The sequence below is a fragment of the Paraburkholderia sp. RAU6.4a genome (assembly GCF_050435625.1).
In the GTDB taxonomy this organism is placed as follows: Bacteria; Pseudomonadota; Gammaproteobacteria; order Burkholderiales; family Burkholderiaceae; genus Paraburkholderia; species Paraburkholderia tuberum.
This window is the reverse complement of the sequence record NZ_JBNDKQ010000002.1, coordinates 2882306-2901615: the sequence shown is the minus strand read 5'-3', so window position 1 is coordinate 2901615 and position 19310 is coordinate 2882306. Positions and strand designations below refer to the sequence as shown.

Genomic DNA, 19310 nt, shown 5'->3' with positions numbered 1-19310 from the left:
CTAGCTCTTCATCATGGCATATACAACGAGCCGGCCATTGTTAGGCACGTCCAGCCTCTCCTGCGAAAGCCGGAAACCTGATTCACTTTGCCGCCGAAACAAATACGCCTCAATTGCTTCCGCCTCCTCGATTTCAACATTCCGGGTTCCGAATTTCTGTTCAATAACGTCGCGCAGGCTTTCGTATGCAGTGTCGGATTTCTCCATCAGGCACTCAACTGCCGCGTGAGCCTCTATACGAGCGCGCTCTTCGCGACAAAACAGTGCATCGATATATGCCTCTATTTGCTCTTCCCTCGTATGCCCAAAATACCAAGTCAACGCCTCGATACTGCCGGCCCTTCTTCTGTAGAAATCGGTAGCAAAATAACGGCGGAGCTGATGCTGACGCATATACATGCGAGTTCCGTCCTTTGCTAACGGAAGCTCAATGTAGTCAATGAATCTGTCCAGCAAGCGATTCATTGACGTATGAGATATGACACACGCTCCATCGCACGTCGGCGAGGAGAAGACGTTAGGCATCTCGGCGAGTGCGCCACATTCGAGAAGGCTTGCATGGAACGCTTGGATTTTTCTGATAATCCTAATTGCGAGAGGATGCAAAGGCCTCGCTGCCAAATCTTGCACGCCACCGTATCCCGTCTTCCGATTCTTGAAAACCAGTAACTCGTTACGTTCATCAATGCAGTCGGTGCCCGCAAGGTCCATCACTTCTCCTTGGCGACGCGCAGTGGTGATGCCCACGACGCATAGGCACGCCCCAATCATGATTTGAGTCAGCTCGACTAGACCCTCGTTACGACGCATTCGCGCGAAAAACGACTCCTTGCTTGACCGGTTTTTCCGCCGTCTGTTGCCAGGTCCCCCTTTGCCCATATGATGCGCGAGGCTCCAACACTTCACGCCCACCGAACGAGTACGTGCGGCTATGAGAGCAGAAACGTTCGCCGGTGATGCAAACTTTCTAACCGCTATTTTCGCAAGTTTCGATTGCCGCACCACCGCCAAATAGCTAGATAAAATATGGTCTGCATGACGAAGAAACAATTTGATTCCTGCTTTGAAAGCAGTTCGCATAATCAACGTCGGAGGAATAATGTAATGTCCCGGCTCTTTTAGAGCCTCCGCAACTAGCCTTGCCGGGTCAGCTGTCGACAAGGCCCGAAGCGCAGCTTTAGGAATTGTCGCCTTCGGAAGCTTGCCTCCGGCTGCCGAGACCAGCTTCAGGCATTTCAACACCCGAAGGTAATCCTTCATTTTTGCTTCGGTACAGTAACCGTCTCGCTCCTTCGGCTGAGCTTGAACAGGCAAGCGGGCGCACTCGCAGAAGTAAGAATCCTTCGTCCCCCAGCACAGCTCTTCAGGCGTGTCTCGCCTGACAGCACCCGCGATGGTCTTCCTGCCAAAGATGAACCTACCTAAGATAGCCGTATTGGGACGTATCGCGTACGGTAACCTTTCATTCACTGGAATAAAGGCGTGCTCGCGCTTAAGCCAGAATCTTGCGTATATCAACTCCTTATCCGTGAGCATCGTGTGCCGGTCGCTCTCCGGGACGTCGATTTCTGTAATGCCCGGCTCATCTCTGATTGCGGCACAGATATCATCCCACGTGATGGTGTCGATTGCAGCGCGAAGGAACTCGGTAAGCTTCTCGCTCCAATGGTAAACGGACTCAGCAACCGAACTCGATGATGCGAGCGCGGACAGCATCACCTTAACATCGTTTTCTGTTAGTGCTCCTAGCGCGGATTCGTGTAGTTTGAGTGTGGCGTCGTTCAGCAACAAATAGTCGATTATCCCCATCGCGTAGCGAACGTTGTTGTAGACCGTGACTGGACTTCTGAGGCAGCTTCCGCAAACATCTGGATGCTCCTGCACGCAGAGCAACATCCGGAAAGAGTCAAGCAACTCTCTGTTTTTTGGCTCCGTTAGAAGGGATTTGTCTGCGAGCTCTCGCCGCCAGTCGATTTCGACGGTCGCTCGGTCTTTAAAGGAGCACCGCCAGACCTCGGCTGTGTAATCACCGTCGAGGAACTTTGCCTTTCGGTACGACTCGCCAGGTGGAACTGCTTGCATCAACATCCACGCGAGTAGGTCGGTAGGCACCTCAGTCATAAGCCACTCCCGCAACAACGTCGGGGGATGCAGTTCGCTTCCCGGCGTCCAAGTAGTCAGCCAAATCTGGGCGACGCTCCCGAATTGACTCAATCTGCGCAATTAGACGGTCCGCCAAATCGCACCAGAACTGGACGCTTGGCTTAATCCTTTTCGGGCTTTTCTGCTTGGCTAGGCTAAAGCTGCACAGCAGTCTCATGAAGGCCGTGTCAATACCGATTAGGACCTTCGCGCCCCTCATCAGGTCGGAGTTCGCGAGGTCGTCTGGCATCGACTTGTCGACGAACGCGTGCATGTCGAGGGTATGGTTGTCTATAAACCGCCTGAGCGCTTCCTCATCTTGCAGACAACTAGCCTCGAGAAGGTCCTCGCTGTCATGAAGAGTCTCGATAATGCATGAGGTCTGATAGACACGTATCCATCTGTCAAAGATGAAATGAAGTAGTGCCTGCGGAACGTACATGGCAACCAGTTTGAAACTGAATGGAGCTTGACCCAGCGCCATCGCTACAGCTCTCATACTGCGCGTTTCCAAGTAGACCAAGATGACCATCTGTGCCCGCAGTGCCGGGATGCTGAAGCGAGAAGCAATGGAGCCGGCATACGATTCGTCGCATCCGGTGGCATCTGCTAGCTCCGCTGCAAATTTGACGACTTGATACGGCTGCGAAGTAACAGACCTCGACAGGCTGCGTATCCGTGATGGATATCCGAAGGCTCTTCCTGTCGACAGGAAGAGATAACGCCAGCTATCGTCACCTCTAGAACGCAGATACCGGCGCACCACGCTCGTCATGGCAAGTACTCTAAAAACCGTTCGAGTCGTATCAGCAGTCAGCTTGACGATTTGCTCGGCCTTCATGGGCCCTCTGCGTCGCTTGTACCCCTTCAATTCATACCCACTCAAACCTTGGGTGAACCCTGTTCGATTTCCGTTCAAATCGTACAACTCGAGCGTCTCAAGGAAGCTTGCGGTGATTTCGTGATGCTCAAGCACTAACAGGACCATATGAGGCACCAATGCACCGACATTGGGCAACGCGAGTTCTTCGGCGACCTGCGCTAGGTCCGCTGGATAGGCGCGACGTACGTCCAGCTCCCCGTCTCTCTTCGGAGAGTAACCGTGGTGGTGCATGGTCGCCGCAGCGTTAGCAACGCAGTCCGGATTGTCTCGACTGACTGACCAAGTCCATCCATTACCTACAGTTTTGTCGAAAAGCCGAGGGCTTCCTCTTTGCCAAAGCCTGACCCGACGTAGGTAGCGACTCCATTGCGCATCCGACTTGCTGGCGGCCCATGTCTTTACAAACTCAATCTCCTGCATAACTTCGTCACACTTAAGCCGCAAAGCCTCCTCATTGGTGTACTCGACCGGGAAAGCGGTAATCCATTTCGTCCTCACCTCGACGCCGCCCTCAATCTTCACATGCGTCTTTGGCCCTTCAACTGCTCGCCCCGGGGGGCGGGGGAACCCTCTGCTCGGCTCACAGAAGAACCCGGAACGTATCAGATGGTTCTCGGCGAATGGTTTGAACTGTTCGCGCCAAAGCTGGAGGACTGTCTCAAACCGGCTGGACGGTGTCTTGTTCTCAATGCAAAAAACGCATAGTGCGTTGAAGAATTGCGCGCTTGCGTCTTCATCACGCTGCGCCGCACGAGTCAGCGCGACATTCCTTGTCATGAAGCGAACCAAATGTACATTCATGGGCAAGTAATCGCTTCGACCCGCCGCAAACGCGTCGGCGCATACAATGTGAAAGCGACGGGTGTAGTCGGCTCCAAATACTTTGAACATTTGGGTTAAGTCGAGCCACGTCTTCTTTCCGTACTTGTTAGTGCATGGCCAACCCATCCAAAATTGGACTTCAAGTGGCAGTAGTTCAAGCCGCTCGAAACGGGACGCCCACTCATCTAGCACGGCGGTTCGCCGCAAAGAGGACGGCTTTGCGAGCCGATACCATTCCTCGGGTATTGACCAAGGTCCGGCCCTGAGGAGAAGCAATGAAAATGCGGTCAAGGTATAACGTCGACCGTCTTCGGCACCAAAGAATTTTTCCGACTGGAGAGCGCCTATGAATAGCTCCAAGATATTTCTGTTTGCCGCCCAGCTGAACGGGCGCAGCTCTAGTCGCAGGCCGGTGATTCCAAGGAAGCCCTCGAGCAAGATGAGCAACACCGTGAGTCTCTTTGCCATATAGGGGGGCAGGCTTAGCACGGCCTGGTCCGCCATTTCTACGAACTGTCGGTCTAGTATTTGTATTGGATAGTTCGCGTATGCACCCATGTGTTCGAAAACTGCCCGATTCTCCTTGGGCGTGTATGGTCCTAACGTAATCACAGCGCCGATTCGCTTGCGACCCATTATGCCCCCTACACCCGGTAGTTCTGATTGGACGCGCCCGTTAGGCCCCCGCGCGTCAGGATGCCCAACTGCTCGACCTGTTGAGTCACGAGAAGCAGGTCGGCCGTGGTTAGGCGTCGGTACGAGTGGATATCGCGGCGTACGGGGACGAGAATGTCAGCCAGCGAGTGAGGGGGCGGCGATGCTTCGGCGCTTCGCAGTGGGCGGAGTTCGCCGTTTCGCGATAACGAGGACGGGCGACTAAATCCGGGCGTGGGCTGTGGGCGCAAGACGATACGCATCCGCACCGAACACAAAAATCCGCATGGTGAGTGAAAGATGTTTTGGTGCCGACGGGGAACGGCGCAGCGAGCTTCAGTTGAGGCACCGGGGAGGCTGATACTGACCATGGCGAATCCTCCGAAATAGACGGATAAGATTCGTCAGGTTGACTAGCCCGCGCGGGTTCAAATTGCACGCGTCTCGGTTAGACGATAGGTGCCAGTTAGGGGGTGTACTGCAACAGGTTTCTTTACCCACTGCCGCTTGAACGGGTGCGCGAAACCAAGCGTTCCTAACTGGTCCGTGGAATAGTAGACAAACCCGGTATCCAACGCAAGACGAATTTGCCAGCCCGAGCTACACAAGTCTTTTCAGGATGCGCTTCACTTCGCTCTCTGCGAACTGTATTGTCCTGTCGCTCGACGCCGAAACGAGCTTGACCGTCTAATCGCGGGTGGCCGCAAGTTCAATCAAAATCACCACGACCGCAGACCGCCGTCTGCTCCCTTTTGAATGACCATCACACTCTTCTTACCTTAAGACGGCATCGTATAGCCCGCCGGTGGTGCTTTCAGCACTCACGGCTTCGACGCGCGGGTCGGGTTTGACGGTCTCGGGTTCACCTCGAAAGCGCGCACGGCAATCAGCAGCGAACGAATAAGGTCAGCCATGCGCTTAATGACGCCCAACGCAGTGTTGAGTCGGTCTTCGAGCATCCACGCAACACTCTCAATAATCTCGTAGGTTCCTACAACGACAGTGCAATGGTCCTGAGACTGTTCATCTGCCGCCACAAAACATTCCATCGTCGTGACAGACAACTCGCTGTCTGGAAGGGGTGTCGACTTAGGATGCGCCGACAGTAGACGGAGTTCATTGAGAGGCCCATTTGGAAAATCTGTACGAGATGGCAAACGCGAGGCCACCCAGTACGACATGCGTTGCCGAATGTCGAACGAGAACTCGCTCGGAAGAACAGCCGAACCGCTCGAGTATGTCTCAGCGTCGCACGTGAACCTAAAATCCGACCACATTGCGACCGCGTTTTCGAACGCCGTGAGTCCGTGAAGGGTCGAGACGTTGTGCAGAAAGTGAATCCACTCGTGAAAGAAGAATCCGATGTCGTGCTTGTCAAAGCCCTTAATCTCGCCTGGGTCGGTAAGGGCGGTCATGACAGGTTTTAAGGTGATAACGAGGCTGTCTGGCAGGAAGGTCGCAGCTGTAACGTCCACCATTTCTTAATGTTTAATGCTGCGGCGCGCGCCCTCTGACAGCAATAGCGACGCCGCATGATTGTAAAGACCGGGTCATGAAGTCAAGTCCAATGGCTCCCGGATGCTCGGACGTGACGTCACCGGAAATGCCGACTAGAGGCTACGCATCTAGGCTCGCAGAGGGACCAGAACGAGTTCGCAGCGCCTCATAGAGTTGAGCAGGTCCCCACAATATGTCTTTTGGTCCGTCGCGCAAGTGCTCGAGTCGAGCGCCTGCCTGTTCATCGTGGCATGCGCATCGAATGCGTCGATGATGGCGTGCATCAGCGCACCCTCAAGGTCGGGGGAACTAGCGTACTGCTCGTCGCTGTTGCTCGCCACCTGCTGAACCAGCAGTTCGTTTTCGGGCAGCTTACCCTTGAGCACGCCATTCCCGTACAGGAGTTGGTGGCTTTGGTCAGTCGCCCTAATTGCCCTGCGGTCGCAAGGTCAACGCATTTTTGACGGAGGTAACGCCCGTCACGCCCTTTGCTATTTGAGCCGCTTGTGTTATCTGAGACTGCTCCGGAACCGTACCCGACAGTACGACGGCACCGTCTCTTGCATGAACCGTAATATTTGCTGCACTGATATCTTTGGCCCTGGTCAGTGCGGTGCGCACATCCCGAGAAAGCTTGCGGTTCGGAGCCGCAGTCTCAGCGTAGCGGACAGTTGGTGCGGTGGAAGCCTGGGTCCCAAACCGCCGTTGGTCTTTTTTCTGCTTTTCCGGTGCCCCAGCCGACCCGACCGGCTCCCAGTCCGGACCCGCGAGTTCGAACTGCCCTCCAGTCAGTTCCTCTTTCCCGTCATCCGCAAGATATACGGCCTTTCCGTGTGCAGCTCCCACACAATGAACCCAATCGTTAGTTTCAAGCAGAGCTCCCTTGTAAAGCGCCCTGCGCTTCTCAGAATGTCCGTCTGGGCAAGCCTCGCACACCCCCCAGACAGAAAGGACCCGGGCAATATCCCGAACCTGTGGAAGCGTCGCATCCTGAGCGAATACTTCTGCTGACAAACCGCCGACCACCCCAAGAAGCGCGACTAAACGCAGCAGCTTCATTTCGCCTCCTCATAGTCACCGCCCGTCCATCGCGGAAAGAGTTCCTTAACCTGAGTAGGAAGGCATAGATGCACGAGCAACCCCAATGCAACCCACGCTGCATCAAGCCACAACACATGAAAAACCCTCATCGCTACGACAGCGACCAGGACTAACAGCACAGCGGCGACAAACAAGGCATATTGCTCAGCCACGCGCAGAATCCTGAATCTGACTCCTCGGGATTGATGCTGGTATCGCACCTGAACCCAGACCGCCAGTAAGAATATCGCGGCGAGACAAACGTCCAGTATCCGGCGTGTAGTCTCCTTGAACTCATAGACAGGCTCGAAACCAAAAGTGTACGCTGCACTTGCGTGGTACAGGACCCCGGGCAAACGGTCGGTTCCGGGCGCAAAGAATGAGTCGGTACTATTGACCAGGCGTTCCTTTTCCAGGTCAACGTCTCCAACTAGCACAATTTTTCCTTCGAAATAGTGAGGGATACTCACTACGGGCATCTGCTCAATGCCCGGGCGCTTACCTGCTTGTTCGTTTGGTAACCAGATACTTTCTCGAGTCATTTGGCCGACTTTGCTGAAATTCAGCAGCTGCACCTGTTGTGTTTCTGCCATTGGCTCAACCACTAGCGACAACAGAGGCCCTGGGGCGGGAAGTACGCCTCGTGCGTGCCGAGCGACATAAGCACGCGCCAACGCGTAGCCTACCGAAGGGAGGACCTGTCTACCGGAGGGGTCCCGGTAATAGGCCTGTGCGCGAGTTTGTCGACTACCGTCCGGAGCAGGCGCTGAGCCAATGTAGGCAGCAAGGGCGCTGAACTGGGGCAACCCAAGCCATCTGTCGGAATTAAGGTCGGCGTTTCGGTATGTACCGAGAAAGACCGGCATGTCGTGGCTAACTTCCAGACAATGAGCAAAAAATTTGGGGTCGCTATGCTCCCCATTGCGTACAAGCCATCCGGCCGGACCTGGCGAAAAGTCATTGTCGATTCCTACAGCGGCAGCGTGCACTGAACGCAGGTCGTCGACAATTTTCCACAGAGCGTCCCTGTGCAAGGGGTCGCCAAGAGTCCCACCCTTAACTGTATCCATCCCAATAACAACCACTGGTAACCGTTCGGCGGTCGTGTCCGACAAAAGGGACTCAAGATGTGCGAACGTGAGTACCCTCAGATAGTCCGCAAATCCCGAATCTGCCAGCCATGTCTGACCCAGCTGCAAGACCCCCATGATAATCAGCGCTGTTAGAATGCGGCGTCTCCCGGCCGATTTGAGGGTAAGCCGTGACCGGCGATGTGCCGCTGCCGGCGTTGCGGAAGGCGGCCGTTCGCCCTCTGCCGTGGAATCCTCTGAAGAATTCGAATTGGCCTGTGTTTTATTGACATCCGCGCCAGAAGCCGGGGGGGAGTCATTTCGGAGGACGTTGGCTTTGAGGTTGACGCATCGTCTTCTGGCTTTTCATCCATAGCCGCCTCCGTCTGTGATGTGCGTAGCTACACTACACCTGTGAACATTCCCACGCGATGGCCTGAGGGTCTACAACTCGCGAAAAGCAGCAACTTCTCTGTCGTAAGCGGCATTAAAACGGTCCATGTCGGCCGTTGCCTCTCGAAGGCCCGAACGCATCGCATCACGGTGAACCGTCGAACCACCTGGTTGCGGACGGACCCTATCGAGGCGAGCGCAAGTTATGCCCATTGTGTCGATAGCGTCGCGCTCTCTGTCCTCGTCCATTCGCGAGCCGAACTCCAGTTCTACAACCTGAATGTAGACATCCCAAAGTCGTTTAACGATATCAGCACTAATTTTGATTGCGTCGTGCGGCGCGGTTTGAGCGATGAGCATCGCAAGCCGTTCGACTGAATTCAGCTGAGTTATTTCAGTCCGGAGCTTCGCCTTTCCGTGCCAAATCCCTATGATTGCGGCAATCGTCCCGATATCGTTTCTGTCGTCGGCGACGAGCGCAGCCAAGAGCTGAGCGACATGAGTTGCGATGTCTGAATACTTTTTTCTTACGTTCCAAATGCCTTCAAATATCGCACTGGATGTTTCGCTAGACCTTATGGCGTCCACGGCTTCCCCAATGCTACGCGCGCTCCCGACTTCGTCAGGCAGCGATGCCAGTAGATAGCGCGCGGTAATCACCACGGACACCTTCCACGCGCAAAGAAGGCCGATTTTTTCGCCTACCTGTTTCGCCGTCAGCAGTCCTAGTTCATCGGCGCGCGCAAGCAGGTCCAAGGTGCAAAATCCGGCCGATAGGTCAGGTACACCTAGGGCAAAAAGCCGTAGCGCCGCGTCATCTGAATAGATGAAGTAGCGGTGGTCCTTTAGAAGCAAACTCATGTCTTGCGACAGCAGATGAGCTTTCGGTCCGGTCTCTCCGGCTGGCAGAGAACTCATCGGTTGTTGAATCTGTTCAAAACGTCGATTCAACTCCTGCACAAGAGAAGCGTATCGTCCCTGCGCCCAAGAATTCAAAAGAGGAGAGGCTCGCTCCTGAATCTCCATGAGGAGAGCCTGGCTGACCGCTATCTTGGGGAAGACTTGAAAAAGAACATCGAAAAGGCCGAGGTCTTGAATTACAAAAAGCGCAGTGATGTCTAGTAGCGGTAGCCCGAGTGTTTTCTCTGCGAAAGCCCGTTGAACCCAATCCCCTACCACCATAGACAGGTGGTACTGGTGAGCCTCCAGACTTGAGCGTTTGCCGATTTCCCACAGCTGCCCGACATCCATTACGTTACGAAGTATCAGTCTCGGTCGCCATGAGAACGGCACTGGCATCTCGCCACGACTGAGTTGCCTCTCCAGCTTTACCATATCAGCGCTGGGCACCTGTGGGTCGCCAAGAATGCCTTTGAGCGCCTTCAACAGTTCCTCAGCACTTGAGTTTTCCGGGAGAAAGCCCCTGCGGAGAATGCGAGAATTCGGCCATCGCTCAAAGTAGTCGGAAAGTCGCTGCTGAAATTCAGCGACTACGCTCGGGTCACCGGGTCCTTCACTACCGCCGGTCGATGTCAGAAATGTCGCGAGAAATTGCCCTTCGGCTGACTCATCTTCCCTGTCGACAAGCTGCCCCATCGCCCATGCTACATCGATGGCTCTCCTGCTTCCCGGCTCTTTCGCCTGTAGCAGGTTGAATAACAGTTGCAAGCAATCAATACGTCGGTTCATGTCGGATTCTTCGGCGTTGAGACGCTCCGCTAACGCAAGAGCTTCGTCGATAAATCCCGACCGCATCACAATGTTGACGTACGTATCTGTGGCCAGGCGGTCTTCCACGCTGGTGCTCACCAGCCGACGAAGCTCCGCCAAAGCGTCCGGTGCCAAACCTAACTTATCGAGCGCCAGCGCCCTAATGGCATAGAAACGACCGACATGGTCATATTTGGAGATAGCGCGGTCGGCGACCGACAGGAGTGCGCTCCAATCTGCGAGCGTGACGTATGCTTGTGCGAGCCGGAACTCTCCGTCGAGACCAAGCTGCTGAAACTCTCTGATGCGTTCGGCCACCTCAACGCAATCTACCGCTTGCTCGGGCTTGCTTGCGTCTAAGACGTGGAAAAGCTGGAACGCAATGCCCTTCGGACGATTCAGTCGGTGGAAGTCGTCTAATAGTTCTTTTACCGCATCGTCTCTCGCAAGTACATTTTGTCCTGCTGCTCGAAAAAACTTGAGAACCGCGCAGTGTTCTTCCCATTCGACACGTGACTGTAGGCGAGCAGCAAGCGCATCCGCCCTTGACGCGAAAAAAAGTCGGTCGGCCGACAAGACTCCGAGCGCAATGGACGCAGGGTACAACTGGTGGTCTTGAGGAAGCGTGTCGATGCCAGACTCAACAGCTTCCAAACATTTCGAGTGTGCCTTGGCTTGATGCAATATGCCAATCTTTCGGAACATCTGCTCGAAAGATGCCGACTGACGCTCATTAGCCGCAAGCGCGGTATCATAATCCTCGACATTTACGGCAAGCAGCTCCAGCGTCCTCTGAAGTGGTTCTATGTGCGGTCGCGCGTCAGCTGCTTCTTTCGCAAGCTCGAAAGTGTCTTCCGCCCGACCGAGCATAAGCGCAGTCGCCCCCCAGACGTCTGCGATGTACTCAACGTTCGGGGGCCATCCCGCCTCCCTCATTTGGTCGAGTGCTTGAATGATGTCGTTCCATGCGCTACGCAAAAAAGCTGCATTCAGCGATGCCGGCCCGCTCCATGCCGCGATAATGTAGTCCCCGGCGTTCCGGACGTCGCCTGGCATAGCCAGGGCGAATTTCGCTCCGGCTCGGAGGAGATAGAAAAGCTGCTTATGGCGAGCGGGGACATCGGGTTGCGCTAGTCCCTCGTCGCATAGCGAGACGAGGTCGTCTTGTCTTCCCTGCATTGAAGCCAGGATGCCCAGAGTTGGCAACGCCCGCGTTCTCTCTTGACACGCGAGGATATGCATGGCGGCGTCTGCATCACCTTCAGCGGCCAATACCCGGGCCAGCAGTACCTGTACTTCAGACTCGCTTGAGGTCAGACGCGCCCTGATTGCGGAGAAGTCATTGGACACATCGGCCCGGTAGTGTATCGCGAGCCGTGCCTCTCCCCACGCTACCACGTAGCGAGCAAGGTTGCGCGTAAGGTCACACGCCACTTCATAATATTCGGCCGCTTTGAGATGTTCCCCCGACCATGCCGCCACCCTACCCAAGCAATAGTTGTACTCCGCTTGCTCGTGCAAGGTTGCGGCTTCAAGTTCAGCTGCAAGCGAATCGAGAATGGGCTGCGCTTTCTGGACCGCTCCCGAATTCAGCAGCCGGTCAACCTCGTTCAGTTTCCCTGCAAACGACTCCTTCGGAGCCGCCGGCCACGGCGACGTCACTGGGGCGGCGACCGCCCCCAAGAGCGCCTTGTCGTACCCTGAAAATCCAGCCGCCAGATTTTCGAGCAGGACTGACCTCTCATCAGGGCCTGTCGACGGAAGCTTTTCCTCGACCATCGCGTCCAGAGCGGCTGCTGCTTTATGCAAGCGCAGCTTAGTCTCTAGTATTGGCAACAAGTCGAGGTCTTCAGTCAATCTGTTCGTGACCGGAACTCGTACTGCGAGGGAGTCGCTGTCCGACGAGTCTTTACCGGTGTCTCGATGGCGTTTGAGTTCATCGTGAATCCAAACGTAGAAGCAGGGGCAGTCCTTTGTGACCTTCAGGTCAACACTCAGGTCACAGAGAACGAGAAGTATTGGCTCAGTTACTTTCGCATAGTAGTTGAGCGTGCTCCTCTCGAGAGTGAGAGAGTAGTATTCGCCGGACGTATTCTTCGACGGCGATTCGGTACCTTTCAGCTGGACGCGGAAGATGCCGCTGTATCGATTGTTGTCGACAATCTGAATCTGGTAATCGAGGCCGGCATCGTCCGTTCCCTCGAGTGAGTGGACACGCCATGAGTCAGGCCTGTTTGCTGCGAAGCACTTTTCAGCGCGTTGACCAATCCGTTGCGCTTCGCTTTCGAGAGGGAGTTTCATCGAAGTCCGCTATTCAAAGTTGACCATCGGCAAATCGAACGCAGTATGCCAGGCGGTCTTGAACACTTCGGTTGCAAGAGCTGCGCGACGACGAGCGTTTCATGATGGAATTTGCGTTTCCTCTAGTCGTTCGCTCAAGCTACGTCGCTCGTCGAACGATGCATTTTGGCCCGTCCCTGCTTCTGCATGCAGCGCCGCATTAACAAACTGCTCACGCAACGCTAGGTCAAAAAGGTACTCACCGGCAAAAACAATCAAACTAGTCTTAAAGTCGCCACGGGCTCGAATGACTTGAAGAAACCGCTCGTTTTCCGCCAGCGCGAGCACTATCGAGCTTGCCATCCCCTTGCTGCCCCACCGGTTTGCAATCAGCCGCAATACCTCGAAAACTTCGAGTTCCGCAAGGACCTCCGCATATATTTTGGCCTGTTGGGAATTCAAACCAATCTTGCCCTCCGCCATCTTGGTCAAGGCTTCTAGGCCTTTTTGGGCCTCTCCATCAAAAACCACCCGTGGCAGCTCACCGTCAGTCGCAAAAACAATTAAATATGTCAGTACCGCCAGTTTCCAATCGTTCCTTGGCCCAGGAGAGCCGAATGCCTTCGCCAGGTCTCCATTAACTGACAGTCTTTCCAAGATTGGCTTTAGGCGCGCTCGGTCGAGTTTAAACAACTTCATCAGCGATGGCAGAAAATGGTCATAGCTGCCCGGCAAGGATATCCATGTAGAGTCGAGGTGTTTGTCGACGATGGATTCCGCGACAACGTCAAAGAAATTCTGATGGCCAGATTTAAACTCCTGTTCTAACAATTCCATCCCCTCGGCTTCGGGTGAGCCTGAGCAGAATTGCTCTATAAGCCAATCGCGCTTTGAATTGTCGCCGCCTCTACATGTACACGAAGTCAGAATCCACGACTGCTCGGTTCCCCTCAACTCCACGCACAACCGCGCCCATAGCTCTGCACCAATTGGCAGCACGACTCGTTCGAACCCTTCGACCATCATGGCTTCGCACACCGGCTCGAGTGAGAGAACGCCTTGGAGCGCAGATGTCCAGGATGTCCACCCATCGGAGATTTGCTTGTCCAATGCATTCGACTGGTCCGTCGCCGACCGGTCGATATTTCTCAGCATCTCGACAATCAGCGCTGCCGTCTTGTCGCGCGTAACAGAGACGTCGAGCAACGCCTGCAATCCCGGCGTCAGGTTTGCGTTGAAGAGCCGCAAGTTCTTGGTCGCTGTCACCGTCGCGAGCACCACGCGGCGGAAGTGGGACACTGTCCCCGGTGACACTAGGTTTTGCCCAACTATAAACGGCCGTAGGGCCCTCACCGCTTGCAGAAGGCGTTCCTGCTGTCCGTCGAGGCCAGCGAGGTCCTCCCGGATGTATCTGTCGAGAACGTACGGGAAAGCTGGACTTTCTTGGAAGAGCTTGCTTATGGTTTCGCTATCGGCACCGTCCATCGCGGCTTCAGGCCGAGGTCGGACCGAAATATACGACGCCTCATCCTTACTTGATGCGCGATGGTGCAACATCGCGAACGTATCGACCAAAGTGTCATCATGCAGGATGCGACTTACCGCTTTCGGCGGCGAACAGCCATCACTTACGAACCCGTCCTTCGAAAGAGCGTACGCGGCTAGAGTTGAAAGCGGCACTTTGTCGCCCCATTCCAACTTCAGCACTACGAGTTCGTTTATGAACGACACGATTCCTCGCGGTGTCAGATTGCCATTTGGTCGAAGCTCCCCATCTTCATAGAGACGTAAAATCTCGTCGTAGTCGCCAAGTAGGTCTTCGCCGAATGCCTGCAACAGCTTGGCGCTGAAGTAGCTCTTCCACGAGTGAAGCATCGGTGGTGGCAACATGAAGCGAAGCTGAAAGACTTTTTCAAGAAACGACGGCCATGCGGCTTGCGCATCCATGGTTGGAGACAAGCCCGGGGCCGATGACTGTAACACCCGGCGTTCATCTACCACGGGGACGATAACCCACAATCGACGAAACCAGTCTCGCGACTTGAACTGCGGATTGTCTAGAAAAGAACGCAGAAGTGCCCACACTGCTTTTGTGTCTGCCGGGTCGATGCGGTCCAGGTTATCGACGACGATGACTAGGCGGCGCGCATCGTGACAAAGCACGGCTTCCATTAGTTCACTGAACGCGTCCTGGAACTCGATAGATGTCGGCTCAGGTTCGTCTCGTATCTCCACCGTTTCCTCATCCGAGTTGCGCCTGACAATAAAGCCCATGGCCTCATTGGATAGCAAGTGCATCAGTGCGAAAGCTACAATCCCCACAGCCAGTATCGAGGCAAAAAGCGGGGCTGTGCCGAGCGGGTCAATAAGTTTTTTTTCGAGCTCAGACACCATCGGTGCGGCGATGCCCAACGCCGCGAGTGCCGACAAAATCACCTTCGCTGACGTGGAAAAGAACGGTGTTGTCTTTCGAGACGTCGTTTTGAGTCGCCGGCTCAGTTCATCCAGTCTTGCTTTCCAGAAGGGAGCACTCGCCCGTCCATCGGTTTCTGCAAGCCAGCCCCTTTCCGCAATCTTTGCGACAAGCGACGACAGAAATGCGCGGCGAAGTGGGTCTCCGACGTGCACCCATGCGTCGTACTGAAATACAGTGACATCAGTCGAGTCAGCCGCAGAGTTGTCCTCTGCTGCCAGTTGCAGACTGTCGAAGTGCTGCGCGACCATCTTTACAACGGTCGACTTTCCGGCTCCCCAAGTACCGTCAAGCCGTATCGTCTGGCCGCCGGGTGATGTCCGAATTAGGGTGATTATGGTGTCTGCACTCTTCGCATGTGCTCCGCCCAACTCGTCGACATTTGACGGCTCATCGGTAAGCAGCGTCGGCATTTGACGCATCGCAAGTTCTCTCATTCATGACGTTGTTGGCAGCAAGAATGGCAATATCGCTTGGCCCATCCATGCTCCTCTTTAAGACACCGTGGCTCAGCTACGATGCCCTTCGTGATACATGTGACATACGTGGTTCGATGAGAGGACCAAGCTACTTAATCCCCCCAAAAGCACAGCGTAAAATCTCGGAATGTTACGATTTTTTTTTCAAAGTCTGTCTGCGCCTCACTCCCCTGCGAGAACAGGTCATGAACAGCGGAAATATCTTCTCTCATTATCGCGTAAATCAACTTTGCATGAATTGCCCAGCCCTTTGGGATGTTCGGTTGGTCGGCAAGTGACCTAAATGCCAAAAATGGGGTAAACATAGTTGAACTGGTTTGCGCGTCAGGTATCAAGTACTCATGCCCCTGGTACGTCAACGTCCCCCAACGCTTCACATCCATGTCGGTAAGCTCTCCACGCGCCACGAGCCCTGCATGGCGGAAGTATCCCCCGAGCACGAACCAAGCAGAATAGTAATGCCGCAATGCACCCATCGGGTCTAGCAACTCGTTCGCTGCCGGCTCTTCAGGGTCACAGAATGCTGCAACGGTGTCCCACGAATCGAGAGATTCAGAAAATCGGACATGCGTTCCATAGGTGTTACGCGCTCGATAACGCGCGGCACTGTAAATATGATTGTCTGCGCTCTCACACTGCTTCAGTGCCTTGCTGAGCGGCCCCTTCGGCTGATGAATATTGGTGTCTGGACAACTTCCTTTCGATTCAATAAGAGATAAATGTGAGGTCCCTTTGCCGAACAGTAACGCGTAGTCTGGCGTCTTCTCATCTGACGGTATTGCTGGGATTCCCTGGCTCGACAAATATCCGTCGAAATCCATCACCACGGGATACATCAGCGCATCTTGCGCGAGAAGAAATGTTATGGCTTGGGCAAGTTCGCCTGTCCGGCTAGTTTTCGAGAAATCTCTGTACTCCCGACGGAAACCATTCGTCAGGCGCAGATTGAGGCTCGCATGTTCCACGATGCTATCCAAGTTATAGAAGGACGCTCTCACCTGCTTCCACGCGGTCTTCGATTGGGGTGTACTTGTCAAAATCGACTTCGCGGCTGCGACTGAAAGTCTAAAAAAAGAGAACTTAAGCTCACCAGAATCAATTTTATTGACTCTGGCATATGGTTTTGCAATCGAACTAGATGAGTATTCTTCAGTAGTGACAGCAAGATAATCTCGAAGAAACATGTCACCCGGAAACGCTGTCATTTATGTATATAGCTCAAATAAAATATTAATTTTGACGTCAACCGCAAACTTCGCTTCAACAGTTAGGGGCGTAATGTACATTCAGCGATGCCGGCCCGCTCCATGCCGCGATAACGCAGTCCCCCGGCGCTCCGGACGTCGTCTGGCACAGCAAGGGCGAATTTCGCGCCTGCTCGGAGCAGATAGAAAAGTTGTTTGGGGCGAGCGGGGACATCGGGTTGGCCTAGCGGCTCAGCAACCTGCTGAAAAGCAAGTCGATATCTTCATTTTCTCCAGCGCTGCTTTCAGCCTCGTAGCGATTGTCTTCTGCGTCGGAATCCTCCTCGTCTTCCTCGTCATCCTTCTCTAGACAATTCGCCTGCAGTTCAAGAGCTGCCACGCTCGAACTCATGTCAACGTTAATGTATGTTTCGAGCTTCTTGAGTTCCTTCGCGCAATATCGAATTTCATCGGGGTCCTCCTCGTTGTCCAGCGACATCGATACTGAAGCCTCAGCGGCGTTAGCGATTGCATGCGCTTCGTCTTCGTTGAACGGTGCACCTGCGCACAAACAGCCCTTGATAAGGCTCTCCAGAATCGACATATCGATTGTGCCGCACTCGGGGTCGTCGAACGTAGCAAATAGCGCAGCACGATAGCAGCGATTGGATTCAAGCACATGCTCCATTGACCAGTGAGTCGCAGTCCAGTGCTGTATCCGGGCTACATCTACAGCACCAATCATCGTGTTCAACGAATCTCGAATGAGCTCGCTCCACGCCGAAATCCCGAGAAGACGCTTCTCCAGAGCACGAGTCTGCTCATCCGGCAGTTTGGCCCTGAATTCAATCTGAAGTTCACGTAACGTAACGGCCGACAACTTAACGGGTTCAACATCCCACACCGTCCTCGGCGCGCTTGCACCGTACCTGTAAGTGAGGAATCGACGGTGTACGTTATCCTCGCAGAGACGCAATTGTTGACGCAGTTTTACCCAGAATGCTGGGACCGTCTCGTCGATTGTCTTTGTCGCTTCGGCCGCGTTGAACACGACATTCAATTGGTCAAAAGAGATTATTGCGGGCAGGACACGCTCAAGCCAGGCAGGCTCTTCGGACACCAATCTTCGGACAAACTCGGCTACAGATGGATTGTGAAATTGCGCAATGTGTAGCTCAGGAAGCCTCCAGTTTGAGCTTGCGAAGCGCCCGGTCTGTATGAAATTCCCATCAACCTGCCTCATCGCGTCTCTGAACCACGCCGCGAGGACTTCCGGCGATACGTTCCAATTCATCAAGGATATGCATTTTCGAAGCATCAAGACCTCGGCATTTCCACCGAAGGTCCAAAGACAGACCAAGATGTGTTTTGCTATTTCACTGATGTGTCGGTGGAACGGAATCGACCATAGCTTTGCCGGGTTCTCGAATTCCTCCTTGACGTACGTGATGTACTCCGCGTCGGTCATCGCCTTACTGTTTGCTGCGTTACTGATTGCTTCAACAACGCGGGGATTGAAGTGTCTATGCCTGACTATCTCCCGATAGACACCGGCCTGCACGAACGCGTCGAGCCGACCATCGGACAATTCAGAGAAGTACAAGTGATTGAATAACATCCTCGCTCTTTGCGTCTCGGTGTAATCTGCGAGGGAAATGGTGCACTTTAGAAGCTCGTTCGCTCTCTCGTCAAACGCTCCATGGACGCGCTTCGCATCTTCTAGAATGTATTCACGCGTCGTCAGCACGAAACGGAGGTTAGGCGAGGCACTCACCTTATCCAACAACGCCATCAGCGAGGAATCCTCGTTTTTATCGAAGCGTCTTGAATCGAATTGGTCCATGCCCAAAAAATCGTCGTAGACGATGAATAGCTTTCGCCGTTCGTCGCGCACTTGATGAACAAGCGTCCATGCGTCTTCGACATTGCTGGATATCATCACCGGCTCAAACCCATGGTCTATGTAGTGACACATGAGCATGCGTGCGAGTGTCGTTTTCCCGATGCCCGGGTTTCCCGCAATCAACACGTGGTGATGCGCGTGCAGCAGTTCCAGAGCACGACTTAAACCGTTGTGAACGACAAGCTTGCTCAGCTGCCTGCGCGTAGCATCGATTGTGGCTTCAGTGAACGCAAAAATTCGCGCGTGCAACAAGCTTTCGAGTACTTGAGTACTAGAAATCCAGAGCTTGAAATGTGCCTTCTCAACTTCGGGATGCTCGCGAAGCAGGGCGTTCAGTTCGTCTATCCCCAAGATATCACCGGTCGACCGACACCAGGGGCGCAATTGTTCGAAAAGCACGTTTTTATTATGTGGATTCAATCCGACGGAGGTCGCCAGCACATACCGACGCGGCCGCAACTTGGCTAGTTTCGGGATTTCATGCTTTACGTTCCGCAAGAGTTCAGCAATCTTGTGAGGTGCGTAACGTTTGCATTGGACGATGGTATCGCCTTCATCGGTATCAGACGGGGCAAGGCGCAGGTCGATGCCATCGTCTTTCCCAGCCTTGAATACTTCCAATCGCCGGCCCCAGCTACGCGACAGGAGGTCGGCTACCAGATTTTCAAAATCGCCTGGACTCAGTGTTGTGAAGTCGTATGACATGGATGCGGCCGGCTCAATTATCGTGATTGCGCAGT

Annotated in this window: 9 protein-coding genes and 1 pseudogene; all 10 read right to left on the bottom strand. The window is 54.3% G+C overall.

Features of this window, described 5'->3' with window-relative positions; all coding sequences use genetic code 11:
- The 10 genes and pseudogenes from OKW40_RS18205 to OKW40_RS18160 all read right to left on the bottom strand — a co-directional run bounded on the left by OKW40_RS18205 (position 1) and on the right by OKW40_RS18160 (position 19275).
- Positions 1-2121, bottom strand: a complete 2121-nt coding sequence (locus tag OKW40_RS18205; RefSeq protein WP_429490872.1) for a hypothetical protein — start codon at positions 2119-2121, stop codon at positions 1-3.
- Positions 2114-4297, bottom strand: coding sequence for a hypothetical protein (locus OKW40_RS18200; RefSeq protein WP_429490870.1), 2184 nt, complete (start codon positions 4295-4297; stop codon positions 2114-2116). The genes OKW40_RS18205 and OKW40_RS18200 overlap by 8 nt, the downstream gene beginning before the upstream one ends.
- 1025 nt (positions 4298-5322) lie before the next feature.
- The gene (locus OKW40_RS18195; RefSeq protein ID WP_429490869.1) at positions 5323-5979 is read right to left on the bottom strand and encodes a hypothetical protein; all 657 of its coding nucleotides are present in this window, start codon (positions 5977-5979) and stop codon (positions 5323-5325) included.
- A gap of 139 nt (positions 5980-6118) precedes the next feature.
- Positions 6119-6405, bottom strand: a pseudogene (locus tag OKW40_RS18190) (hypothetical protein); the annotation flags it as partial.
- Positions 6406-6424: 19 nt separating this feature from the next.
- On the bottom strand, positions 6425-7057 hold the full coding sequence (locus OKW40_RS18185) for a BON domain-containing protein (protein ID WP_429490868.1): 633 nt from the start codon (positions 7055-7057) through the stop codon (positions 6425-6427).
- The gene (locus OKW40_RS18180; RefSeq protein ID WP_429490866.1) at positions 7054-8286 is read right to left on the bottom strand and encodes a CHASE2 domain-containing protein; all 1233 of its coding nucleotides are present in this window, start codon (positions 8284-8286) and stop codon (positions 7054-7056) included. Before OKW40_RS18180 ends, OKW40_RS18185 begins: the two co-directional genes overlap by 4 nt.
- A gap of 306 nt (positions 8287-8592) precedes the next feature.
- Positions 8593-12552 (bottom strand): DUF4365 domain-containing protein, encoded by a 3960-nt coding sequence (locus tag OKW40_RS18175; RefSeq protein WP_429490864.1) that lies wholly within the window; start codon positions 12550-12552, stop codon positions 8593-8595.
- A gap of 99 nt (positions 12553-12651) precedes the next feature.
- Complete coding sequence (locus OKW40_RS18170; RefSeq protein WP_429490862.1) at positions 12652-15441, bottom strand: KAP family P-loop NTPase fold protein; 2790 nt, start codon at positions 15439-15441, stop codon at positions 12652-12654.
- Between the two features lie 134 nt (positions 15442-15575).
- Positions 15576-16688 (bottom strand): hypothetical protein, encoded by a 1113-nt coding sequence (locus OKW40_RS18165; protein ID WP_429490860.1) that lies wholly within the window; start codon positions 16686-16688, stop codon positions 15576-15578.
- 223 nt (positions 16689-16911) lie between these two features.
- A complete protein-coding gene (locus tag OKW40_RS18160; RefSeq protein ID WP_429490859.1) occupies positions 16912-19275 on the bottom strand; it encodes a restriction endonuclease in 2364 nt (787 codons plus the stop codon).
- Positions 19276-19310 lie beyond the last annotated feature (35 nt).